We start from the raw sequence: 22303 nt of genomic DNA, 5'->3' as shown, positions 1-22303 counted from the left end.
GCACGGTACCCCGCGGCAACGAACCAGGGCTGGGACCCTTCTCGACGCGAGACCCTCCGCCCCCCATGGCAGGATCGCGGGATGACGACGGAGCAGAAGCCAGCGCCCGACATCACCGTGAATGCGGGCGACACCCAGCTGTGGGTCGAGCGCACCGGCAAGCGCCTCTACACGGGCCGCAACTCACGCGGAGCCGAGGTGCTGATCGGCAGCGTCGGCGTCGAGAACGTGTTCAGCCCGGGCGAGCTGCTGAAGATCGCGCTGGCGAGCTGCAGCGGGCTCGCGGCGGACGCCAAGCTGAGCCACCGGCTGGGCGACGACGTCGACGTCACCATCAAGGTGTCGGGCGAGAGCGACCCGGAGGAGGACCGCTACCCGGCGATCGCCGAGGAGATGGTGGTCGACCTGAGCGCGCTGGAGCCCGAGGCCCGCGAGCGCCTCATCACGATGATCCACCGGGCGGTCGACTCGCACTGCACCGTGGGTCGCACGCTCGACGCCGGGGCCACCGTGCAGCTGACGGTCACCGGGGAGCGCTGACGCGTGCCCCGCCTCGTCGAAGCGGCCCTCGAGAAGGCCGTCACCATCCCGTCGAGCACGATCCACGCGCACGTCGAGTCGCTGCGCCGCCGGAACCCCGAGGCGTCGCCCGAGCAGCTGGTCCGGCTGCTGGAGAAGGAGTACCTGCTCGTCGTGCAGGCCACGGGCGGCGCGGTCGGCGCGACCGCGGCGGCACCGGCGGTCGGCACGGGCGTCGCGCTGGTGCTCACGGCCAGCGACGTGGCCACGTTCTTCGGGGCGTCGGCGGCGTTCGCGCTGGCGGTCGCGTCGGTGCACGGCATCGAGGTCGAGGACGCCGACCGGCGCCGCGCCCTGCTGCTCACCACGATCCTGGGCGACGCGGGCGGCAAGATCGTCACCGACGGCGCCGAGCTCACCACGGTCAGCGTCGCGCGGACGCTGCTCACGCGCATGCCGATGGCCACGGTGCGCAAGGTGAACACCACCATGACGCGCCGGCTGGTGCGCACCCAGCTGACCAAGCAGACCGGGCTCGCGTTCGGCCGCATGATCCCGTTCGGCATCGGCCTGGTCATCGGCGTCACGGGCGCTCGGGCGCTGGGCAAGAACGTGATCGAGGGCGCGCGCACGGCCTTCGGGCCGGCGCCGCTCGCGTTCCCCAAGGTCATCGAGGTCGCGGGTCCCGACGACAAGCCGATGATCCTGCCCGCGCAGCAGAAGCGGCTGCCGGGGCGGATCAAGGGCCTCGGGTCGCGCAAGACGGTGCCGGACCAGAAGGGTCCGTCCGTCTAGCCAGACCTACCAGCGGCCGTGCACGTGCTGGCGGATCCGCCCGTCGTAGATGCCGCGCAGCCCGTCGAGCGTCTCCTCGTCGATCGGGGGCATCGACGCCGCCGCCGCGTTGCCGATCGCCTGCGCCGCCGAGCGCGCGCCGGGGATCACCACGGAGACGCCGGGCTGGTCGATGATCCACCGCAGGGCCAGCTGCGCGGTGGTGTAGCCGGCGGGCGTCAGGGCGGCCACCTCGCGGGCCGCAGCCACGCCCACCTCGAACGGCACCCCGGCGAACGTCTCGCCCACGTCGAAGGCCTCGCCGCCGCGGTTGTAGGAGCGGTGGTCGTCGGCGGCGAACTGCGTGTGCTCGTCGTACTTGCCCGACAGCAGGCCCGACGCCAGGGGCACGCGCGCGATGATGCCGACGCCGTGGGCCGCGGCCGTGGGCAGCACCTCCTCCAGCGGCTTGCGGCGGAACACGTTGAGGATGATCTGCACCGTGGCCACGTGCGGCCGGATGATCGCCTCGAGGGCCTCGTCGACGGTCTCGACGGACACGCCGTAGGACGCGATGCGACCCTCGTCGACCAGCAGGTCCAGCGCGTCGTACGTGGACTCCCGGCGGTAGACCTCCGACGGCGGGCAGTGCAGCTGCACCAGGTCGAGGGTGTCGACGCCCAGGTTCTCGCGCGACCGGTCGGTCCACGCCCTAAACCACGAGAGCGTGTAGGCGTCGGCGACGTGCGGGTCCGCGCGGCGGCCCATCTTCGTCGCGACCGTCAGACCGTGCCCGGGGCGCGACGCCAGGAACGTGCCGATGAGCTTCTCGGAGCGCCCGTCGCCGTAGACGTCCGCGGTGTCGAGGAACGTGACGCCGGCGTCGACCGCGGCCGTCAGCACCTCCAGCGCGGCGTCCTCGGTGACCGATCCCCAGTCCGCGCCGAGCTGCCAGCAGCCCAGCCCCACGACCCCGACGGACCGACCCGTGCGTCCCAGCTGCCTGCTCTCCATCGACGTCTCCATGGACAGGGACGTTACCCGCGCGGACGATGGCCGGGTGACGAGCATCCCGATCGACGCCGTGGTCAGGGCCTTCCCGGTGGACGCGACGACGGCGTGGGAGCTGGTGGCCGACCTGCGCAACCACGAGCGGTGGATCCCGCTGACCCGGATCACGGTCGACGGCTCGACGGTCACGGCCGTCTCCGGCCCCCTGGCGAAGCGCGGCTTCCCGGGCCTCAAGGACGTCATGACCATCGACCGCTACGACCCGCCCGCCGGTGCGGACCCCGGCGTCGCCACGTTCACCAAGGGCGGCCGGGTGCTCAAGGGCACCGCGAGCATCGTCGTGGTGCCCGCCGGGCCGTCATCGAGCCGGGTGTTCTGGAGCGAGAACGTGCACCTGGCGGGTCCGCTCCCCCGCCGACTCACCGAGGCACTGCTCAAACCGTTCCTCGGGGGCATGGTCCGGTACGCGCTGCTGAAAGCGTTCCGGGAGGCTCGCGCAACAGATCGCGGCTAGCCCCTTCTGACGCGCAACGGATCGTGCCCCTGCGCGCAATCCGAGATGACGGGCTCCGGCCGAACCGACTCGTAGCCTTGGGGCAACGACACGCCACGAGGAGCCTTCATGACCCCGACCGCCCCCGGACGTACCGATCGCCGCTACCTGATGTGCGAACCCACGCACTACACGGTGTCCTACGAGATCAACCCGTGGATGGACAAGACGCGGTTCACCGACGCCGACCTCGCGGTCCGTCAGTGGCGCACCCTGCGCGACGTGTACCTCGACCTCGGCCACACCGTCGAGACGATCGACCCGATCCCCGGCCTGCCCGACATGGTCTACGCCGCCAACGGCGCCACCGTGCTGGACGGCGTCGTCTACTCCGCCAAGTTCCGCTACGCCGAGCGCCAGCCCGAGGGCCCCGCGTACCAGAAGTGGTTCGCCGACCGCGGCTACGTCACGCACACGGCCGCCGAGACCAACGAGGGCGAGGGCGACCTGCTCGTCGTCGGCGACCTGGTCCTGGCCGGCACCGGCTTCCGCACCGACCGCGCCGCGCACGCCGAGCTCCAGGAGCTCTTCGGCCGCCCGGTCATCTCGCTCGACCTGGTCAGCCCGCACTACTACCACCTGGACACCGCGCTGGCCGTGCTGTCCAGCGACCCGGCCGACCCGCAGATCGCCTACTACCCGCCGGCGTTCTCGGCCGGCTCGCGCGCGGTCCTGCAGCAGCTGTTCCCCGACGCCGTCGAGGCCACCGAGCGCGACGCGGTCGCCCTCGGGCTCAACGCCGTCTCCGACGGCTACAACGTGGTCGTGGCGCCCGACGCGGTGGACCTCGCCGCGGCGATCGCCGAGCGCGGCTACAACCCGATCCCGGTGGACACCAGCGAGCTGCTCAAGGGCGGCGGCGGCGCCAAGTGCTGCACGCTCGAGATCCGCCCCGCCTCGGGCTCCGGTCGATGACCATGACTGCTGTGGAGGTCGCCACGGCTTCCGTTCTGGCGCCGAACTACCACCCGCTGCCCGTCACGCTGGTCGAGGGGCACGGCTCGTGGGTGACCGACGACGAGGGTCGCCGGTACCTCGACCTGTTGTCCGGGTACTCGGCGCTGAACTTCGGCCACCGGCACCCCGTGCTCACGGCCGCGGCGCACGCGCAGATCGACAAGCTCACGCTCACGTCCCGGGCGTTCGACCACGAGCTGCTCGAGCCGTTCGCGGCCCGGCTGGCCGCGCTGGTGGGCCCGCTGGTCGCCGGTCCGCCCATGGTCCTGCCCATGAACACGGGCGCCGAGGCCGTCGAGACGGCGATCAAGGCCGCCCGCAAGTGGGGCTACGACGTCAAGGGCGTCCCCGACGAGCGCGCGACGATCATCGTGGCCGACGGCAACTTCCACGGCCGCACCACGACGATCGTGTCGTTCTCCACCGACCCCGACGCGCGCCGCGGCTTCGGCCCGTACACGCCGGGCTTCCGCGTGGTCCCGTACGGCGACGCGCAGGCTCTTGCCGACGCCATCGACGAGACCACCGTGGCCGTCCTCCTGGAGCCGATCCAGGGCGAGCAGGGCGTCGTCGTCCCCCCGGACTCGTACCTGCCGGCCGTCCGCGCCCTGTGCACCGAGCACGACGTGCTCTTCATCGCTGACGAGATCCAGTCCGGGCTCGGCCGCACCGGCACCACGCTCGCGTCCGAGCTCTGGGGCGTCCGGCCCGACCTGGTCACGCTGGGCAAGGCGCTCGGCGGCGGGGTGCTCCCCGTGTCGGCCGTGGTCGGCCGGGCCGACGTGCTCGGCGTCCTCACGGCGGGCACCCACGGCTCGACGTTCGGCGGCAACCCGCTGGCGTGCGCCGTCGGCCTCGCGGTCATCGGCCTGCTCGAGACCGGCGAGCTCCAGGCCCGTGCCACGACGCTGGGCCTCGAGTGGGGCGCCCGGCTGGACGGGCTGGTCGACGCCGGGCTGCTCGCCTCGTCGCGACGCGTGGGCCTCTGGGCGGGGCTCGACGTCACCGCGCCGCTGACCGGCCGCCAGCTCTGCGAGCGCCTGCTCGCGCGCGGCGTGCTGGCCAAGGACACCCACGGCAGCACCATCCGGCTGGCTCCCCCGCTGACGATCTCGTCGGAGGACCTGGACCTGGCCACCGACCGGCTCACGGACGCCCTGCGCTGAGACCGGACGTCCGAGCGGCCCAGCACCCCCCGGCAGGGCCGCCCGGACGCCCCTGCCGCGCACCGACGTCCGCACATCCGAGCGCCCCGGCGACCGGATGTGCGGACGTCGCCGTCTCTACTGCCCTGCGTCCGCAGATTCACGCGCCGGGACGACCGAATGCGCGGACGCCAGCGGGAGAAGGCCCTGCGCAACGTCCGAGCACAGTGAGCCCAGGGGCTGCATCTGCTCGGACGTGGAGGTGGGGCTAGCTGAACTTCACTGCGCCGAAGAGCCAGCCGTTCAGGGCGGCGCCGCCCACGGCCATGCTCGACACGTCGGTGCGGCGCATCTGCGCGTCGTGGGACGGGGAGCGGGACCAGGCGGAGACCATCGCGGACGCGGACCCGTTGCTCACGCAGGCGACGATGTTGTCGCCGCCCGAGTGCCAGATCCCGCCGGTGTTGGCCATGTTGATGGCGTGCGCCACCAGGCTGCCGCTGCGCGAGACGCCCAGCTGCGGCAGGCCGAGCGAGGACCGGTAGGCGTTGATCGCGGACCCGATGGCCGAGACGCTCGACTCGCTGGCGCCGGAGCCGCCCGACCCCTTGCAGACGAGCCCGCCGGCGGGCACGCCGCCCGTCGTCGGCGCCACGGGAGCGGTGGTGGCCGGCTTCGTGGTGGTCGTGCGGGTGGTGGATCGCGAGGGGGTCGACGCGCGCGCGGCGGCGGCGGCCTGCGCCTGGGCGGCGGCTGCGGCCTGCTCGGCGGCGATGCGGGCGTTCTCGGCGGCCTGCCACGCGGCCTGGGCGTCGACGGCGGCCTTCTCGGGCGCGGCGACGCCGGCGACGAGGGAGCGCAGCGACGCCAGGCTGACACCGGGGGCGGTCAGGGCGGTGCCGACGGCGCCGGTCGCGGCGGCCAGGGCCGCACGGGGTGCGTCCCCTGCGTTCGGCGCGGCCGCGAGGGTGGCGTTGGCGTGCGTGACCGTCGACTGGGCGGTCGCCGTCGCCGCGGCACGGCTGGCGGCGTAGGCGGCGGGCGCCACGATCTGGTCGGTGGTCCGCTCGACGGCGGCGTCGCCGGCGGCGGCGAGCGTGGCCCGGTCGACGCGGACGTGGGCGTCGAGGGCCTTCTCGCGGGCCACCTGCGCCTTCTGGTCCGCGGCGTACACGGCGCCACCGGCGGCCACGGCAAGCGCCATGCCGGCGGCGAGGCCGATCCAGACGGGCCGGCGGACGGCGGCGGAGCGGGCTGCAGGGGCGTCTGCGGCGTCGACCAGGGGCGAAGGAGCGACCTTGGGATGGGGCACGTCCACGACGGACGGGGTCGGTGCACTGATCACCGACGGACGCTGGCTCGGCACGACGTCGAGCCGCTTCTGCGTGTCCTTGACCACGTCGCCTCCTTCACGGGACCCCTGCGTGTGTGGCGCGAAGATGGGGCTCCCAGTCATCTCGGCATCCAGGACGTCCGCCTTGAGGCAAGTTGCCGCATTTGCTGAATCACCCATTCGGCGCAACGGGTGCACCGTGCCATGTCTCGGGACAGATCACCAATCGAGCGGGCGGACGCGATGATGGGGGCGTGACCGACGACTCCGGGCTCGACGCCCTCGACACCGCCATCCTGCGGGTGCTCGCGCTGGACGCTCGCGCGACGTTCGCGCAGGTGGGAGAGCAGGTCTCGCTCTCGGCGCCGGCCGTGAAGCGCCGGGTCGACCGGCTGCGCGAGCGGGGCGTGATCCGCGGGTTCACGGTCCGGCTCGATCCGGCGGCCATGGGCTGGCAGACGGAGGCGTTCGTCGAGCTGTACTGCAACGGCTCCACCAGCCCGGCCACCATGCGCGCGGCCGTCGAGCACTACCCCGAGGTGGTGGCCGCGAGCACCGTCACGGGCGACGTCGACCTGGTGGTGCAGGTGCGCGCGCGGGACATGCGGCACCTGGAGCGCGTCGTCGAGAAGCTGGCGGCCGAGCCGTTCGTGGCCCGCACGCGCTCGACCGTGGTGCTCTCCGCGCTGGTGCGGCGCCCGGACGTGCCGCCCGCCCCCGAGGGCTAGCCGGCGACGGCCGCCTCCTCGGCGGCGCACCGGTTGGTGACCACCATGACCGGGCAGTCGGAGTGGTGCAGCACGGCCTGGCTGGTCGAGCCGAGCAGCAGCCCCTTGAAGCCGCCGCGGCCGCGCGAGCCGACGACGATGAGGTCGGTGGCCACGGAGAACTCGGTGAGCAGCTCGGCGCCGGTGCCGTCGAGCGCGATGCGGCGCACGGTGACGCCCGGGTGGTCCGCCAGGGCGCGGTCGACGACGACGTGCAGCCCCTCGGTGACGTCCTTGAGCACCTGCTCGTGGTCGACGGCCGCCGGCAGCCAGGCCAGCACCCCGGTCATCGATCCCACGGGCACGCCGGCGACCGCCGTCAGCTCGGCGCCCCAGGCCTCGGCCTCGCCGATGGCATAGCGCAGGGCGTGCTCGGCCTGCGGCGACCCGTCGACGCCGACCACGATGCGCTTCACGGGCCGCGGCGCGGGGATCGGGGCGTCGTCGGGCAGCGACCGGCCCGCCTCGCGCAGCGGCACGACGACCGTCGGGCAGTACGCGTGCGCCGGCAGGGCCGACGAGACGGTGCCCAGCAGCCGGTCCGCGAACCCGCCGCGCCCGCGGGTGCCGACGACGGCCAGGCGGACGGTGTGCGACAGCTCGACCAGCACGCCCGCCGCGTCCCCGGTCAGCACCTTGGCGGTCACGGGCACGCCCATCGACGAGACGCGCTCGGTCGCCTCGGCCAGCACGGCCCGGGCGCCCTCCTGGATCGCGGTGTCGTCGAGCGCGGCGTACCCGCCGTCCAGCGACGCGGCCGTGAACGACGGCAGCGAGTAGCTGCACACCAGCCGGACGCCCCAGCCGTGGGCACGGGCCTGCGCGGCCGCCCAGTCGAGCGCGTGCAGGCTCGCCGCCGATCCGTCCACCCCGACGAGGACCACATCGTCACGCGTCATCCGGAGCCTCCGTGCTCGTCACGAGCCCGCCGTGCACTCGTCCCAGTGTCCTCCCCGCGAGCACCGTTGCGCCCGCGAGGTACCGGAATGTTGCCATACGTTGGCGGATCTTTGACGAACGGGCGACGAACGACGGGGTCAGGCCACCACGTACTGCGACCAGAGGGGCTCGGCCCGGACCGAGGTGGTGCCGAACGCCACCGACCAGCGCGGCGCGCGCGGGACGAACGTCAGCTCCCAGCCGATCTCGTGCAGCAGCCGGTCGGCCTTGCGGTGGTTGCACCGCACGCAGGCCGCGACCACGTTGGTCCACTCGTGCCGGCCGCCGCGCGACCGCGGGTGCACGTGGTCGACCGTGTCGGCCCCGCCTCCGCAGTAGGCGCACCGGTGGTTGTCGCGCTGCAGCACGGTGCGACGGGTGGGCGGCACGGGGCGGCGGACCGGGACGTGCACGTAGCGCGTCAGGCACAGGACGACCGGCAGGGGGACGGCCACGTGCTCCGAGTGCAGCAGGCGGCCGTCGGTCTCCAGCACGGTCGCCTTGCCGGTCATCACGAGCACCACGGCACGCCGCAGGCTCACGATGCACAGGGGTTCCATGCTGGCGTTGAGCAGCAGGGTGCGTGCTCCGGACGCGATCAGCCCGGGCGGACCGACCTCGGTGGCTGCCTCACCGACGGCCTCGGTGGACAGCTTCGACACATTCACGAGCACGGCGTTCTCCCGACCTCGGGGGTCGGACCGGCTGGCTGCCGGCCCGGCGAAGCGAAGCAACAGCGTGGTGCACGGCCAGAGTACGCGTCGGTCAGGCAGCGGCAACGCAGATACTCGTCGGCGCGCGTGGCCCGCCAACGGGACGAGGCCCCGACGACATCGCTGTCGTCGGGGCCTCGCGTGCCGTGAGGGCTGGGGTCAGCCGATACGGATGAAGACGGGAGCGCTCTGCCAGATGGCGCGGAACTGGATCGTCTTGCCCGGGCGGGGCGAGTCGATCTGGTCGTTGCCACCCGCGTAGATCGAGATGTGACCCGGGCTCCAGATGAGGTCACCCGGCTGGGCGTCGGCCCGCGAGATGACCGTGCCGGCGGCCTTGATGCCACCCGACGTGCGCGGCAGGGAGATGCCGAGCTGCGCGTAGACGTAGGACACGAAGCCCGAGCAGTCGAACCCGGCCGGGGTGGACCCGCCGGAGACGTACGGGACGCCCACGTAGCGGGCCGCGACCTCGAGCACCGCGTTGCCGGCGACCGACTGCGGGACCGCGGCGTTGGTGGCCGCAGGGGCGGCGGTCGAGGCGGCTGCGGCAGCGCGGACGGTGCTGCGCGACGCGGCGGCGGCCTTGACCTTGACGGGCGGCGGGGGCGGCGGCGTCTCGGCCGTGACGGCCGGGACGTCGATCGTCCACGCAGCGTCCGCCGGAGCGGTCACGACGGGGGCGGTGTTCAGCACCGCGCGGGCCGAGGCCGTCAGCGCAGCGGTGTCCACGGCGGGCAGTGCACCGGCGTCGCCCCCGGGGGTGGCGGAGGCCGGCGAGCCGAGCATCGAGACCACGAGGCCCGACGATGCGGCGACGACAGCAGTACGGCGCCCGACGGTTCCCATCTGGTCCGAGGCGGCTGCAGCGAACTCGGTCAGTGGCGTCGAAGGACGGCGCGCCGCACGATGGCGGGCGCGAGTAGTGCTCACGGTCACGCGTTGCCTCTCCTGATGCCTACGAGGTCAGCTGTCGGGTTCGGGTGGGAGAACACCCGGCCGTGTCCCCGATCGAGATCGGATCTCCGGCTTCACCCCAAGGACACCGAACTTCCGGTGCCCGCAATTGGGTCCCCCGCCCCTGCCGGCGGTCAGTGCGGACCTCGTGGCGGCGGCAGGGTTAGGCGTTCCGCTCGAGGGCTTCTCCGGAGGAGGGTTCCGGTGAAGCAGGTCGAACGTACAGGACACCCGCGGCGATTGTCACGTTCCGATCACGGACCGAGTCGTTCTTGTTGGACGGCCGTCCGGCCGACGCGCCCGATCCGTCACCGTGACCTGCAAAGACGCCGATCACGGGCATGGGAGCGCGGGCACAGGTCACCCGGACGGGGTGCACGAAAGATCACGGCCGATCCGGACGAACCTCTCCCAGGGGCCGCCCAGGGGGCTCCCAGAGAGCGTCCGAGGGCGTCAGCGGGTGCCGACGAAGATGTGCCGCGCGACGTCCTCGGGCAGGTCCAGCACCGTCTCCGAGCCCGGCGCGGACACCGTCACGACTCCGTTGGACCGCTCGATCGCGATCTCCTGGTGCGGCAGCACGCCGGCCTCGGACAGCCGCGACAGCAGCTCGACGTCCACCTGGAGCGGCTCCGCGATGCGCGCGACGACCGCCCGCTCGACGCCGTCGGACCCCGCCACGCCCCGGTACGTCGACAGCGAGGTGACGCCGTCGAGGAAGCTCACGCGCGTGGTCTCCTCGCCGATCTCCCCCAGCCCCGGGATCGGGTTGCCGTAGGGGTCGAAGTGCGGGTGGTCGAGCAGCGCCGCGAGACGCTTCTCCACGCGCTCGCTCATGACGTGCTCCCAGCGGCAGGCCTCCTCGTGCACGTACGGCCACTCCAGGCCGATCACGTCCGTGAGCAGCCGCTCGGCCAGCCGGTGCTTGCGCATGACGCGCACGGCCTTGTCGTGGCCCAGGTCGGTCAGCTCGAGGTGCCGGTCGCCGGTGACGACGACGAGCCCGTCGCGCTCCATGCGCGCCACCGTCTGCGAGACCGTGGGACCCGAGTGGCCGAGCCGCTCCGCGATCCGGGCGCGCAGGGGGGTGATGCCTTCCTCGGTGAGCTCGTAGACCGTCTTGAGGTACATCTCCGTGGTGTCGATCAGGTCGCTCACTGCATGGCCTCCCGCGTCGCGTCATCGTGCGAGGCACCCAACCGAGGGGCGGGTCTGCCGCGCTGGTGCACAGATTAGTTGGTCGAGCCGACAGCGGGTCCCCGTGACCGCTTATCCTCGGCCTCGTGCCCGACGCCCACGAGATCTCGATCCCCGCACACCTGCTCCCCGCGGACGGCCGGTTCGGCTCCGGCCCCTCGAAGATCCGGCGCGCCCAGGTGGACGCGCTGGCCGGCCCGTCCGCCGCGCTGCTGGGCACGTCCCACCGCCAGGCTCCCGTCCGGGCGCTCGTCGGCCGGGTCCGCGCGGGGCTCGCGGCCCTCTTCGACCTGCCGGACGGGTACGAGGTCGTGCTCGGCAACGGCGGGTCCACATTCTTCTGGGACGTCGCCACGCTCTGCCTGATCGAGGACCGCGCGGCGTTCGGCACCTTCGGGGAGTTCGGCGCCAAGTTCGCGTCGGCGGCGGCCCGCGCCCCGTTCGTCGGCGAGCCGCTCGTCACCGCCGCGGACCCGGGCGGCGTCGCGGTGCCGGAGCTCGCCGACGGCGTCGACACCTACGCGTGGCCGCACAACGAGACGTCGACCGGCGTCGTGGCGCCGGTGCGCCGGGTGGCCGGGTCGCGCGAACAGGGGGCGCTCGTGCTGGTCGACGGCACCTCGGGCGCGGGCGGGCTCCCTGTCGACGTCGGCCAGACCGACGTCTACTACTTCGCGCCGCAGAAGTCGTTCGCCTCGGACGGCGGGCTGTGGCTCGCCGCGGCCTCCCCCGCCGCGATCGAGCGCGCGGCGCGGCTCGAGGCAGGCGGACGCTGGGTGCCCGAGTCCCTGTCGTTCACCACGGCGCTGACCAACTCGCGGCTCGACCAGACGCTCAACACCCCGGCCATCGCGACCCTGGTGCTGCTGGCCGAGCAGCTCGACTGGATCCTCGGCAACGGCGGGCTGGCCTGGGCCGCGCAGCGCACCGCCACGTCCGCCGGGCACCTGTACGGCTGGGCGGACTCGCGCGACTGGGCCACGCCCTTCGTCGCCGACCCCGCGCTGCGCTCGAGCGTCGTCGGCACGATCGACCTGGACCCCGAGATCGAGGCCCCCACGGTCGCGCGCGTGCTGCGTGCCCACGGCGTGGTCGACGTCGAGCCCTACCGCAAGCTCGGCCGCAACCAGCTGCGCGTCGCGATGTACCCCGCCGTGGAACCCCAGGACGTCCTCGCGCTCACGGCGTGCATCGACCACGTGGTCGACCAGCTCTCCTGACGGACGAAGGCCCGCCTCCCGCGGTCAGCGCGGGAGGCGGGCGTTCGTGGGCCCTGGCGGGTCAGGCGGTCGGGCGGCGACGCCGGGCGATCGAGACGAGCGCGACGGTGAGCGCGCCGATCAGGACGAGCGCCCCGCCGGCCAGCAGCAGCGGCTGCGTCTCGGAGCCCGTGGCGGACAGCACCGCGGCCGTCGGGTTGTCGGCGAGCACCTCGGTGTCGGGCGGGTTGGTGTTGCACACCGGGCTCGACGGCGGGTAGGCGACCGTGACCGTGGCCTCGGGGTTCACCTGGAAGAGCACCTGCACGTTGGGCCGCACCCAGTCGAACTCGTCGCCCTGGACCCACGTGCCGTCGGCCAGCTTGGTCCAGCCGGGCCAGTCGATGCCCCGGCCGTCCGGACCGACCACCGCGCCCGGCCAGTTCACCGTGCCGGTCAGCGGCAGGTCGGCGTAGACGACGTCCGGGCCGGTCGGGTTGATGAAGGTAACCGTCACGGTGGTGTTGGGCGAACCGATCGCCTCGACCGCGTACTTGAGCTTCGGCACCTCGTTGTCGCAGATCGGCGTGAGGATCTGCACCTGGAGCTGGCAGACGCGCGGAGCGCCGTAGGCGTCGACCTTGTCGATGCACCCGTACACGGGACCGGCGCTCGCTGACGGCGAGGGGGACGGGCTGACCGCCGCGGTGGACGGCAGCGCGCCGACGACGGCGACGAGGACTGCGAGGAACGCGACGACCGCGCCCCGTACGAGCCTGACCATGATGGCGCCCCTGTCGGCTAACCGGACATTTCGGTCCCCATTCTGGCCTGCGCACGCCCGTCTACACATGGGCATAACGGGTGATTTAGGACTATTCGACGATTCACCCGTGCGTGGGGCACGACGCGACGACCTGCCCGGGGCTGGTCAGGGTGGGCGTGGTCCAGACGTCGACCCGGCCGTCGCGCACGGGGACGTCGAACCGGTAGGTCTGGTGCGCCCCGGGCTCGAGCCAGGACGTCACCACCTGGACGTTGCGGCCGGCTGCCAGCCCGGTGCCGCCCGAGACGTAGCCGTCGTCCAGCCGCAACGCCTCGAGCGGCGCGCCCACCGGCGCGTACACGGTGATGTTCGTCGCCAGCCAGCCCGTGGGCAGCGACGTGAAGCTCCAGCCCGTGACGTAGCGCGGGAAGGTCGTGACGTCCGCGGGGGGCTGGTAGTCGAGGTCGAGCCGGACGGTCGCGCTCGGGTGCGGGCCGTCGCAGCGCAGGTCCTCGACCGTCAGCGCGGTGCTCAGGTAGTAGTCGAGCTTGCCGGCCGTGCCGTCGTTGAGGAACACGCCGGTGACGTCGGGGAACGGGCCGGTGAGGAACGCCGCGCCCACGCTCGTCGCTGCGAGCCGCTTCTGCTCCTCAGGGTGCGCCGACCACATCCGCAGCCGCCCCTCGGCCCCCGCCCGGGCGAGCGCGTCGACCACCGCGTGCGAGTCGCCCTGTCCCCCGCCGACCGCGCGGAAGATCGTGGCCGCCACGCCGGTATAGAAGGAGTCGCCGGCGGCGGCGTCGTCGCCGTAGGTGAGGTAGGCGTCGCGGAGCAGCACCTGGAGCACGTTGGCCGCGTCGATCTGCAGGCCGCCCGGCTCCGTGACCGCGCCCGTGGCCGCGAGCAGGTAGGAGACCGCGACCGGGTCGGTGGCGATGACCCCGTCGACGTGCGTGCCGATGTCCCGCTCCCAGCGCGCCGTGAGCAGCTGGGCGCTGCGGGGGAAGTCGGGGGTCATCACGGCGTCCTGCACCCAGCGGCCCAGGCGGTCGGTGTCGAAGCGCAGCTCCGGGTCCGTCAGCGGCAGGATCGAGGTCTCGATGCCCGGCAGGTCGGTCGTGGTGCGCTGCTCGGTGAGGTCGATGGTGCCGTCGTCGGCCTTGAGCACCGCGAACGCACCGACGATGCCGCCGGCGCTGCGCAGCTCGGAGGAGTTGAGCGAGACCAGCAGGTAGGTGCGGGGGCCGTCGACGCCGAGCATCGGGGGCAGCAGCGCCGCCACCTGCGCACCCGCGTCGAGCGCTCCGGTGACCTGGGCCATGCCGTCCTGCAGCTGCGTGACCGGACCGGCCAGCTGCGGGACCAGCGCCCCGGTGTCGATCGCGGCGACCGCGGCCTGCGCGGTGTGGGCGCTGGCGGCCGCGGCGGCGATGTCCGGCGCGGCGTCGACCAGGGGGGCCAGGTCGATGCGCCCGTCGGTGCCCGGCGCCTCCTGCGCGTGCAGCACGGCGTCGATCCGCCCGACCGCCGGCAGCGCGTCGCGCACCACGTCGTCGAGCGACACCGAGACCACCCGCACCGCGTGCAGCTGCGCGCCGACCCAGGGCACGTGCTCGGCCAGCCGCCAGACCGGGTCCGAGCTGGCCCGGCGCGCGCGGTCCAGGCTGGCCTGGACCTCCGGCAGGCGCGCCTCGATCTGCTGGGTGTCACCGCCCCCGACCTCGCCGCGCAGGTCGAGCACGACGTCCTTGGCCGAGAGCAGCGCCGTGCCGGCCTGGTAGCCGCGGAACGCCAGCCACCCCGCGGCCAGCACCAGCAGGACGAGCAGCGCCAGGACGCCGAACGCGACGCGGCGGGCGGTCAGCCGGCGCGCGCGGGGAGGCTCGTCGACGGGCTGCTCGCCGGGCGCGGTCGCCTCAGGCGCGCGCGGCTCGTCGACGGTGGCACTCACCCACCGATCGTGACATCTCGGACATCCCGGGCGACACGAGCAGGAGCGCTATTCACCCGCGCATCCACCCGGTCGGCCCGCTCAGGCCGCCGTCTGGCGGTCCGCCGCCTCCTGCGCGCCCAGCCGGGCGGCCGTCTCCGCGCGGCGGTCCGGCAGGGGTGGGAAGACCACCTCGAGGTGAGGCCGGGTGCGCACGTGGTAGCGGACGGTGACGTCCCACTTCCTCCAGGCCCACAGGGCGGCGCCGGTGGCGACCAGCAGCGCGGAGATGGATCCGATGCCGATGGCCCAGCGGGGGCCGTAGGTCTGGCCGATCCAGCCGACGATGGGCGAGCCGATGGGCGTCGCGCCCAGGAACACCATCATGTAGAGGGCCATCACGCGGCCGCGCACGGCGGGGTCGGTGCTCATCTGGATGGTCGCGTTGGCTGCCGTCATCATGGTCAGCGACGCCAGCCCGACGGGGATGCACGCGATCGCGAACGAGAGGTACGTGGGCATCAGCGCCATGACCCCGGTGGCGATGCCGAACCCGAACGCCGCCCCGATCACCAGCCGCACGCGGGGCCGCTCGCGGCGGGCGGCCAGCAGGGCGCCGGTCAGCGAGCCGATGGCCAGCACCGACCCGAGGATCCCGTACTCCCCCGCGCCCCGGCCGAACTCGGTGCGCGCCATCATCGCGCTGGTCAGCTGGAAGTTGAGGCCGAACGTGGAGACCACGCCGACCACGACCATGATCACGAGGATGTCGCTGCGCCCGCGGACGTAGGCGATGCCCTCGCGCAGCTGGCCCTTGGCGCGCGTGGCGGTGGGCATCGGGCTCAGCTCGGAGGTGCGCATGCGGGTCAGGGAGAAGATCGTCGCGCCGAACGTGACCGCGTTGATGACGAAGACCCAGCCGGTGCCCACGGCCGCGATGAGCAGGCCGGCCACGCCGGGGCCGATGAGGCGCGCGGCGTTGAAGCTCGCGCTGTTCAGGCCGACCGCGTTGGACAGCTTGGCGGCGGGCACCAGCTCCGCGACGAACGTCTGGCGCACCGGGCCGTCGATCGCGGTGACGCAGCCGAGGGCCAGCGCGAACAGGTACACCTGCCAGAGCACCGCGTGCCCGGACAGGACGAGGATCCCGAGCCCGCCGGCGAGCACGCCCTGGCCCACCTGCGTGGCCATCAGCAGCTTGCGGCGGTCCACCCGGTCGGCCAGCAGCCCGGCGTACGGCGAGAGCAGCAGCACGGGCGCGAACTGCAGGGCCGTGGTGACCCCGACGGCGACGCCCGACTCGTCGGTGAGCTGCGTGAGCACCAGCCAGTCCTGGGCGACGCGCTGCATCCAGGTGCCGACGTTCGCCACGAGCGCCCCGGCGAACCACAGCCGGTAGTTCCGGAACTTCAGCGACGAGAACGTGGGACTCATGAAGCGGCGATCCTCCGCAGGAGCTCGGCGGCGTCGGCGAGCAGCGTGCGCTCGTCGGAGGTCAGGGTGGCCAGGCGGCCGGCCAGCCAGGCGTCGCGGCGTCGGCGGGTCTCCCTGACCTCCGCGACGCCCGCGTCCGTGAGGCTGACGACGACCTGCCGGCCGTCGGTCGGGTGCTCCGTCTTGGCGACCAGACCCAGCTCGAGCAGGCCGTTGACCGTGCGGGTCATGGACGGCGGCTGGATCCGTTCGCGCTCGGCCAGCTGGCCGGGGGTCAGCGGACCCTCCTTGGTCAGCCACGCCAGCACGGTGAACTGCGGGTCCGTCAGGCCGGCCTCGCCCCGCTCCGCCCGGATGCGGCGGGACGCCCGACCGACGGCGATGCGCAGGTCGCCGGCGAGCTCACGGGAAGAGGGCATGATCGTTAGCCTAACTCATTACCTTACGTAATGAAAGTCGGCAGCGGCCGGCCGTACCCTGTGCGCATGAGCGAGCGGCAGCGGCGGGTGGTGGTCGGGCTGCTCGTCGCCGTGCTCCTGGTGGCCGGGCTGCTCGTGCTCAACCCGTGGCACCTTCAGGACGCCTTCGACGCCCCGATCTCGCGCGGCCTGGACCACCTCCACCAGATCGGGCTGCCCGAGATCCTCAACGTGCACGCCGCCGAGTTCGCCGCGAACATCGCGCTCTTCGTCCCGCTCGGGCTGCTGGGCGCGCTGCTGGTGCCCCGCCGACGGTGGTGGCTGGTGCTGGTGGCGCTGGTGGCCCTGTCGATCGGCATCGAGACCGTGCAGGCGATCGGGCTGCCGTACCGGCGCTCGTCGGCCCGCGACGTGCTGGGCAACTCCCTCGGCGCGGCGATCGGCGTGGGCCTGTCGCTGCTGGTCCGGCGGCCGGAGCCCGCATGACCCGCCGCCGGGTGACCGTCGCGGTGTTCGTCGTCTACCTGGTCGGGCTCGCGCGCGTGACGCTCTGGCCCCAGCTGGGGCCCGACGACGGCTTCGACCTGGTCCGCACCGTGCTCGCCTGGCTCGGATCCCACGGGGTCGGCCTCACCTACAGCGTCACCGAGTTCGTGGCCAACATCGTGCTGTTCGTGCCGTTCGGCGTGCTGGTCGGGCTGCTCACCCGGCTGCGGCCGTGGGCGGTGGTCGCGCTCGGGCTCGCCACCTCGGCGGCCATCGAGCTGGCGCAGCTGCTCTTCCTCCCCGACCGCGTGGCCGACGTGCGCGACCTCGTCGCCAACACGCTGGGCACCGCCGTGGGCGTCGCCGTCCTGCTGGCCGTCCGTGCCCGCACGCGCTCGCGCGAGCCCGTGACCGCCGCCTGACTACGGGCCCAGGAACACCTGCGAGCAGAGCATCTCGCCGTCGTCGAGCAGGCACCCGATGCCCACCTGGTCGAGGGCGGGGTCGAGCAGGTTGGCGCGGTGGCCGGCCGAGGCCAGCCAGGCGTCGGCGACGTCGTGCGGCGTGGCGGCGGCCCGGGACAGGTTCTCCGCCGCCACGGTCGACGGCGGGCACGCCTCGAGCACGGGCGTCAGCGACGCGTGCTCCAGCTGCTGACCCACCAGGGCCTTCGCCCGCTGGTCCGCCTCACCGGCCGCGCACGACGAGACCGTGAGCGCCGGCAGCCCCTCGTCCTTGCGCGCGGCGTTGGTCTCGGTCACCAGCTGCGCCGCGTACTCCTGCGGGTCGGCACCGTCGGACGACCACGGCTGGAGGCCTCCGTCCGGTCGCGTGAGCAGCAGCACGGCGACCACGGCCAGCACGACGCCGGCGACGACGAGCCCCCAGCCGAGCGCCCCCCTGCGGGCCACGGTCAGGGACGGCCCAGCGCGCGATAGGTCCAGCCCGCCGCACGCCACACCGCGGGCTCGAGCACGTTGCGGCCGTCGAGGATCCGCTTGTGCGCGACCACCCGCGCCAGGTCGTCGGGGTCGATCTCGCGGTACTCGGCCCACTCGGTGGACAGGAGCACGACGTCGGCGTCCTTCGCGGCCTCGAGGGCGGTCGCCGCGAAGTGCAGGTCGGGCCACTTGGCGGCGGCGTTGGCCACGGCCTGCGGGTCGGTCACGGTGACGTGCGCACCCTGCAGCTGCATCTGCGCGGCCACCGAGAGCGCGGGCGAGTCACGCACGTCGTCGGAGTCCGGCTTGAACGCGGCACCGAGCACCGCCACGCGCTTGCCGACGATGGACCCGTCGCACACCTCGCGCGCCAGGTCGACCATGCGCACGCGCCGCCGCATGTTGATGGAGTCCACCTCGCGCAGGAACGACAGTGCGTCGCTGACCCCGAGCTCGCCGGCCCGCGCCATGAACGCCCGGATGTCCTTGGGCAGGCACCCGCCGCCGAACCCGAGCCCGGCGTTGAGGAACCGCCGACCGATCCGCGCGTCGTACCCGATCGCGTCCGCCAGCCGCGTGACGTCCGCGCCGGTCGCCTCGCACAGCTCGGCCATCGCGTTGATGAACGAGATCTTGGTGGCCAGGAACGAGTTGGCCGCCACCTTGACCAGCTGCGCGGTGGCGTAGTCCGTGGTGACCAGGGGCGTGTGCTCGCTCAGGGGCGTCGCGTAGACCTCGTCGAGGACGTCCTTGGCCTTGGCGCCCTCGGGCGTCGGCTCGCCGTCGTCGTCCGTCGGAAGCCCGTAGACCAACCGGTCGGGGTGCAGCGTGTCCTTCACCGCGAACCCCTCGCGCAGGAACTCCGGGTTCCAGACGAGGATCGCGCCCGTGCCCTGCAGCGACTCCGCGATGGCCTCCGCCGTGCCGACCGGCACTGTCGACTTGCCGGCGACCACGTCACCGGGACGCAGGTGCGGCCGCAGCGCCTCGACCGCCGAGTTCACGTACGTCAGGTCCGCGCGGAACTCCCCGTGCACCTGCGGCGTACCCACGCAGATGAAGTGGACCTCGGCCCCCGCGGCGTCCGCCATGTCCGTGCTGAACGACAGCCGGCCCGTGGCCCCCGCCTCCGTCAGCAGCTCGGGCAGGCCGGGCTCGTAGAACGGCGCGCGACCCTCACGCAGGGCGTCGATCTTCTTGGTGTCGACGTCGATGCCGATGACGTCGTGGCCGAGCTGGGCCATGCTCGCGGCGTGGACGGCACCGAGGTAGCCGCAGCCGATGACTGAGAGACGCACGGGTTTCGCTCCACAGAGTTCGAAGGAATTGCCTGACCTTACCGGGCAGCCCACGCGGCGAGACTCGCCGCACATCCGTTGAGCGCCTCTGATGCGAGGAGTCGTCCGCCCTCACCGCGAGAAGCCCGCGTCCCTGCCTTGCCGGATCGGCGAAGGGCGCCGGTACGGGAGCGAGTCCACAGAAACGCAGGATGCGTTCCGCAGTGGCCGCGCTGCGGTTTCAGAGTCGCATGGCAGACTTGATGCATGAACCTGGCGATTTCCATCGTGAACGCTGTGGCCGGCTCACCGCTAATCCCTTTCCGTCTGCGGACGATCATTTATCGATTGGCCGGCGTTGACGTCCCTGCAAGATGTCGGATCGAGGCAGGTGTCGTGCTGCGGACCAACAAGCTGACCTTAGGGAGCAGGTCCACAATCAACACCAGATGCATCTTCGACAACCGTGCCCCCGTGGTCATCGGAAGTCGTGTCGGCATCGGGATCGACACACTCTTCATCACAAGTTCACATAGCATGTCCGATGCCGCTTGCAGGGCCGGCGCTGGCAGCCTTGCTCCGATCTACGTGCGTGACGGCGCATGGATTGGCAGCCGAGTCACAATCTTGCCCGGCGTTACGATCGGCGAGGGTTGCGTAATAGCTGCCGGAGCGGTGGTAACCAAGGACTGCGAACCCAACTCGCTCTACGCCGGAGTACCGGCCCGATTACTTCGCCGACTGCCCTGACGCTCGCCCAACAGACTCGCGGTACCAGCTGATTGCTTGCTGCAATTTGCGACCGGTCTCCCGTTCTAACCGATCTCCTCGTACAACTGCCGCACCTTCGCTGCCTGGCTCTTCAGGTCGAATCGCTGTTCCACAAAGGTCCGTCCGGCCGCTCCGAGTTTGGCTGCGAGCCCCGCGTCGCTCAGCAAGGCCAGGAGCGCCTCCGCTAATCCTCCGGCATCTCGCTCGCTGACCACGAGTCCGGTAACATCGTCTATTGCAGCATCGCGCATTCCGCCGTTGGCTGTCACTACCACGGGCCGGCCGACGGCCGCCGCCTCCAAGACCACCTGTCCGAGGCCTTCGGCATCACCAGTGGCCGCTGTAACGCTCGGCAGCGCGAGCACGCGCGCATCGCGCATCTCGGCGATGACTCGATCCTGGCCTTGCGCGCCCAAGAATTCGACAGCGCCCGAAATCCCCAGCGCTGACGCAAGCGCTTCCAGGGCTCCACGGAGGGGTCCATCTCCAACGATCCGCAGCCGGGCAGATTCTTCAATCTCGAGCACCCGCGCGAAAGCCTCGAGTAGGTACCGGGTCCCCTTCTTCTCCACAAGTCGACCGACATGAAGCACTATGGGCGCCTCGGGAACTCGGCTCGGGGAGATCGCGACAGTGTCGATTCCGGTTCCGACGACCACGGTCGACTCAGGCCGGGCTCCGAGTGCGATCGCCCGCTCGCGGATGTACTCAGATACGCAGATGAGCAAGGGAGATCGATCGAGGAAGCGACGACGGCCGAGTCCGTAATGAATCCATGCCGGGGACCGAGAACTGATAAGGGCATGGTCGGAGACAGTCACGTCATAGCCGTGCAAAGTCGTCGCTTGGGGAAGCCCGAGGTGCTGCGTGGCTCGCTGCGCGTACATACCTTCGACACCAAAATGGGCATGAACAACACCCACGCCCTGCTCTAGCAGCAGGGCGCGAAGAACGCGATCGTCGCGAAGGACGGTGTAGCGAAACCGCGAGAACCCGTCTCGCGCCGAAAGCGATTCTGCATGCAAGCCCTCGACCAACCCGATGATCGGATCGCGCGCGATCATGATCACCGGACGCCCAAGGTGCGATGCCTGGTCTGGGATGAAGCGCTCCGACGGCTTGTACAGAGTGTGCCGAAACACGGCGACCGGAGTCTCAACCACCTCTCGACTCCCCGCGGAGCTCGTCGAAGAGCAATTCGTACCGCCTCGCCACGTTGCGAAGGTCGTATTCGGCAGGCAGGACGACTCGTCCTTCCATCTTCGCTGCCGAAGTCATCACAGAGGCTAGAGAGGCACGGTCACCGCCCCAGGTCAGGACTCCCCCGGGCGCGTCGTCGCCGAGGGTCGCGCGCACCGTCGCACTCACGACCACATGAGCGCCGGCGGCAAGCGCCTCCATCACGACCAGGGGCAGTCCTTCTCTCCGCCGTGATGGCACCACCACGACCGCCGTTCGCGACATCATCGTCGCGATTTCGGGCGGGGGGAGCGCGCCGTGAAACTTCACGCGCTCTCCCAGGCGCAGTTCCGATGCGAGGTGCTCGAGCCGCGCCCGCTCAGGACCGTCGCCGACGACATCGAGTACGGAGTCGACGTCACCCATGCTACGGATCAACAGATCGACGCCTTTTTCCCGGTGGAGGCGGCCTACGTAAAGGAATCCGTTCCGTGGCATGCCGTCGTTCTTTACAGTGGAGTCTGGGATTCCGTTCGGAATCGTTACGACTCTCTTCGGACTCGCCCATCGCGGATAGCGATCAATGGATTCCGAGACGCTGGGTCCGATGCCCACGACCGCTGTGTACCGCGGATAGTTGCGCAGATCCTGCAGAAGTCCCACGAAATTGCGCAAGCTCCCGATCGCTGCTCGAGGCGTCCGTAGCGACCACTTGGTGATGATCTCGTCGACGCTCGTCCCGTGCGCCTGCATGACAATGGGCCGGCGGGCGCCGGAACGCAGGAGGTACCGGGCACCGGCGCTCACGCCCAGGACGACATCGACGTCCGACAGATCGACATCCCTGGTGGCCCTTAACCAAGTGCGCGAGTATTTCCCCGGTAGGCCGGCAAGTTCTGTCACGGCGACGCGATCGGGAACCTCACTGGGAGTGCCCCCGGGCGTCGTGTACACCCGAACAACATGTCCGTTAGCCGCCCACGCGCACGCCAAGCGCCATGCCACGAGTTCCATACCGCCCGGACCGTGGCCCGGC

At 72.0% G+C, this 22303-nt stretch carries 24 protein-coding genes and 1 riboswitch; of the genes, 10 read left to right on the top strand and 14 right to left on the bottom strand.

Annotated features, from left to right (window positions below; genetic code table 11):
* The first annotated feature begins 81 nt into the window (after window positions 1-81).
* Together AB5970_RS03265 and AB5970_RS03260 are read left to right on the top strand one after the other, a co-directional pair.
* On the top strand, window positions 82-540 hold the full coding sequence (locus tag AB5970_RS03265) for an OsmC family protein (RefSeq protein WP_370502462.1): 459 nt from the start codon (window positions 82-84) through the stop codon (window positions 538-540).
* A gap of 3 nt (window positions 541-543) precedes the next feature.
* Complete coding sequence (locus tag AB5970_RS03260; RefSeq protein ID WP_370502461.1) at window positions 544-1314, top strand: hypothetical protein; 771 nt, start codon at window positions 544-546, stop codon at window positions 1312-1314.
* Window positions 1315-1320: 6 nt separating this feature from the next.
* Here the strand turns inward: AB5970_RS03260 and AB5970_RS03255 are convergent, their stop codons facing one another.
* Window positions 1321-2307 (bottom strand): aldo/keto reductase, encoded by a 987-nt coding sequence (locus tag AB5970_RS03255; RefSeq protein WP_370502460.1) that lies wholly within the window; start codon window positions 2305-2307, stop codon window positions 1321-1323.
* A gap of 46 nt (window positions 2308-2353) precedes the next feature.
* Between AB5970_RS03255 and AB5970_RS03250 the strand changes: the two genes are divergently transcribed.
* The 3 genes from AB5970_RS03250 (at window position 2354) to rocD (ending at window position 4980) form a co-directional block, all read left to right on the top strand.
* On the top strand, window positions 2354-2818 hold the full coding sequence (locus AB5970_RS03250) for an SRPBCC family protein (protein WP_370502459.1): 465 nt from the start codon (window positions 2354-2356) through the stop codon (window positions 2816-2818).
* A gap of 108 nt (window positions 2819-2926) precedes the next feature.
* Window positions 2927-3772: a dimethylargininase gene (gene ddaH / locus AB5970_RS03245; protein WP_370502458.1), complete on the top strand. Its 846-nt coding sequence runs from the start codon at window positions 2927-2929 to the stop codon at window positions 3770-3772.
* Window positions 3773-3774: 2 nt separating this feature from the next.
* Window positions 3775-4980 carry an ornithine--oxo-acid transaminase gene (gene rocD, locus AB5970_RS03240; protein ID WP_370502457.1) on the top strand — a complete coding sequence of 402 codons (1206 nt, stop codon included), beginning with the start codon at window positions 3775-3777 and terminating at the stop codon, window positions 4978-4980.
* Between the two features lie 247 nt (window positions 4981-5227).
* Here rocD and AB5970_RS03235 read toward each other — a convergent pair whose 3' ends face one another.
* Window positions 5228-6358, bottom strand: a complete 1131-nt coding sequence (locus tag AB5970_RS03235) for a CAP domain-containing protein (RefSeq protein ID WP_370502456.1) — start codon at window positions 6356-6358, stop codon at window positions 5228-5230.
* Window positions 6359-6546: 188 nt separating this feature from the next.
* Here AB5970_RS03235 and AB5970_RS03230 point away from each other — a divergent pair, with 188 nt between their 5' ends.
* On the top strand, window positions 6547-7020 hold the full coding sequence (locus AB5970_RS03230) for an Lrp/AsnC family transcriptional regulator (protein WP_370502455.1): 474 nt from the start codon (window positions 6547-6549) through the stop codon (window positions 7018-7020).
* On the opposite strand, the gene AB5970_RS03225 is transcribed toward AB5970_RS03230, so the two are convergent.
* The 4 genes from AB5970_RS03225 to AB5970_RS03210 all read right to left on the bottom strand — a co-directional run bounded on the left by AB5970_RS03225 (window position 7017) and on the right by AB5970_RS03210 (window position 10826).
* Window positions 7017-7958 carry a universal stress protein gene (locus AB5970_RS03225; RefSeq protein ID WP_370502454.1) on the bottom strand — a complete coding sequence of 314 codons (942 nt, stop codon included), beginning with the start codon at window positions 7956-7958 and terminating at the stop codon, window positions 7017-7019. The genes AB5970_RS03230 and AB5970_RS03225 overlap by 4 nt on opposite strands.
* 138 nt (window positions 7959-8096) lie before the next feature.
* Complete coding sequence (locus AB5970_RS03220) at window positions 8097-8558, bottom strand: HNH endonuclease (protein ID WP_370502534.1); 462 nt, start codon at window positions 8556-8558, stop codon at window positions 8097-8099.
* A gap of 312 nt (window positions 8559-8870) precedes the next feature.
* Window positions 8871-9650: a C40 family peptidase gene (locus AB5970_RS03215; protein ID WP_370502453.1), complete on the bottom strand. Its 780-nt coding sequence runs from the start codon at window positions 9648-9650 to the stop codon at window positions 8871-8873.
* A gap of 2 nt (window positions 9651-9652) precedes the next feature.
* Window positions 9653-9818, bottom strand: a riboswitch (cyclic di-AMP (ydaO/yuaA leader).
* A 303-nt stretch (window positions 9819-10121) separates the two neighbouring features.
* Window positions 10122-10826 carry a metal-dependent transcriptional regulator gene (locus tag AB5970_RS03210; RefSeq protein ID WP_370502452.1) on the bottom strand — a complete coding sequence of 235 codons (705 nt, stop codon included), beginning with the start codon at window positions 10824-10826 and terminating at the stop codon, window positions 10122-10124.
* A gap of 125 nt (window positions 10827-10951) precedes the next feature.
* Here AB5970_RS03210 and serC point away from each other — a divergent pair, with 125 nt between their 5' ends.
* Complete coding sequence (gene serC / locus AB5970_RS03205; protein ID WP_370502451.1) at window positions 10952-12085, top strand: phosphoserine transaminase; 1134 nt, start codon at window positions 10952-10954, stop codon at window positions 12083-12085.
* Window positions 12086-12146: 61 nt separating this feature from the next.
* Here serC and AB5970_RS03200 read toward each other — a convergent pair whose 3' ends face one another.
* From AB5970_RS03200 to AB5970_RS03185, 4 genes are all read right to left on the bottom strand, one after another.
* Window positions 12147-12848 carry a peptidase gene (locus AB5970_RS03200; protein ID WP_370502450.1) on the bottom strand — a complete coding sequence of 234 codons (702 nt, stop codon included), beginning with the start codon at window positions 12846-12848 and terminating at the stop codon, window positions 12147-12149.
* Window positions 12849-12951: 103 nt separating this feature from the next.
* Window positions 12952-14781 carry a DUF4012 domain-containing protein gene (locus AB5970_RS03195; RefSeq protein WP_370502449.1) on the bottom strand — a complete coding sequence of 610 codons (1830 nt, stop codon included), beginning with the start codon at window positions 14779-14781 and terminating at the stop codon, window positions 12952-12954.
* Window positions 14782-14862: 81 nt separating this feature from the next.
* The gene (locus tag AB5970_RS03190) at window positions 14863-16194 is read right to left on the bottom strand and encodes an MFS transporter (RefSeq protein WP_370502448.1); all 1332 of its coding nucleotides are present in this window, start codon (window positions 16192-16194) and stop codon (window positions 14863-14865) included.
* On the bottom strand, window positions 16191-16613 hold the full coding sequence (locus AB5970_RS03185; protein WP_370502447.1) for a MarR family winged helix-turn-helix transcriptional regulator: 423 nt from the start codon (window positions 16611-16613) through the stop codon (window positions 16191-16193). The genes AB5970_RS03190 and AB5970_RS03185 overlap by 4 nt, the downstream gene beginning before the upstream one ends.
* Window positions 16614-16679: 66 nt before the next feature.
* Between AB5970_RS03185 and AB5970_RS03180 the strand changes: the two genes are divergently transcribed.
* Window positions 16680-17099: a VanZ family protein gene (locus AB5970_RS03180; RefSeq protein WP_370502446.1), complete on the top strand. Its 420-nt coding sequence runs from the start codon at window positions 16680-16682 to the stop codon at window positions 17097-17099.
* On the top strand, window positions 17096-17521 hold the full coding sequence (locus AB5970_RS03175) for a VanZ family protein (RefSeq protein WP_370502445.1): 426 nt from the start codon (window positions 17096-17098) through the stop codon (window positions 17519-17521). Before AB5970_RS03180 ends, AB5970_RS03175 begins: the two co-directional genes overlap by 4 nt.
* On the opposite strand, the gene AB5970_RS03170 is transcribed toward AB5970_RS03175, so the two are convergent.
* Both AB5970_RS03170 and AB5970_RS03165 read right to left on the bottom strand, forming a co-directional pair.
* Window positions 17522-18010, bottom strand: coding sequence for a CAP domain-containing protein (locus AB5970_RS03170; RefSeq protein ID WP_370502444.1), 489 nt, complete (start codon window positions 18008-18010; stop codon window positions 17522-17524).
* Window positions 18011-18012: 2 nt separating this feature from the next.
* Window positions 18013-19338 carry a UDP-glucose dehydrogenase family protein gene (locus AB5970_RS03165; protein ID WP_370502443.1) on the bottom strand — a complete coding sequence of 442 codons (1326 nt, stop codon included), beginning with the start codon at window positions 19336-19338 and terminating at the stop codon, window positions 18013-18015.
* 246 nt (window positions 19339-19584) lie between these two features.
* Between AB5970_RS03165 and AB5970_RS03160 the strand changes: the two genes are divergently transcribed.
* The gene (locus AB5970_RS03160; protein ID WP_370502442.1) at window positions 19585-20067 is read left to right on the top strand and encodes an acyltransferase; all 483 of its coding nucleotides are present in this window, start codon (window positions 19585-19587) and stop codon (window positions 20065-20067) included.
* Between the two features lie 65 nt (window positions 20068-20132).
* Here AB5970_RS03160 and AB5970_RS03155 read toward each other — a convergent pair whose 3' ends face one another.
* Both AB5970_RS03155 and AB5970_RS03150 read right to left on the bottom strand, forming a co-directional pair.
* Complete coding sequence (locus AB5970_RS03155; protein WP_370502441.1) at window positions 20133-21251, bottom strand: glycosyltransferase; 1119 nt, start codon at window positions 21249-21251, stop codon at window positions 20133-20135.
* Window positions 21244-22281 (bottom strand): glycosyltransferase family 4 protein, encoded by a 1038-nt coding sequence (locus AB5970_RS03150; protein ID WP_370502440.1) that lies wholly within the window; start codon window positions 22279-22281, stop codon window positions 21244-21246. The genes AB5970_RS03155 and AB5970_RS03150 overlap by 8 nt, the downstream gene beginning before the upstream one ends.
* Window positions 22282-22303: the final 22 nt, after the last annotated feature.

It is taken from the genome of Cellulomonas sp. ICMP 17802 (genome assembly GCF_041295535.1).
In the GTDB taxonomy this organism is placed as follows: domain Bacteria; phylum Actinomycetota; class Actinomycetes; order Actinomycetales; family Cellulomonadaceae; genus Cellulomonas.
Note: the sequence above shows the minus strand (reverse complement) of the source record. Positions and strands in the feature narration are given on the sequence as shown.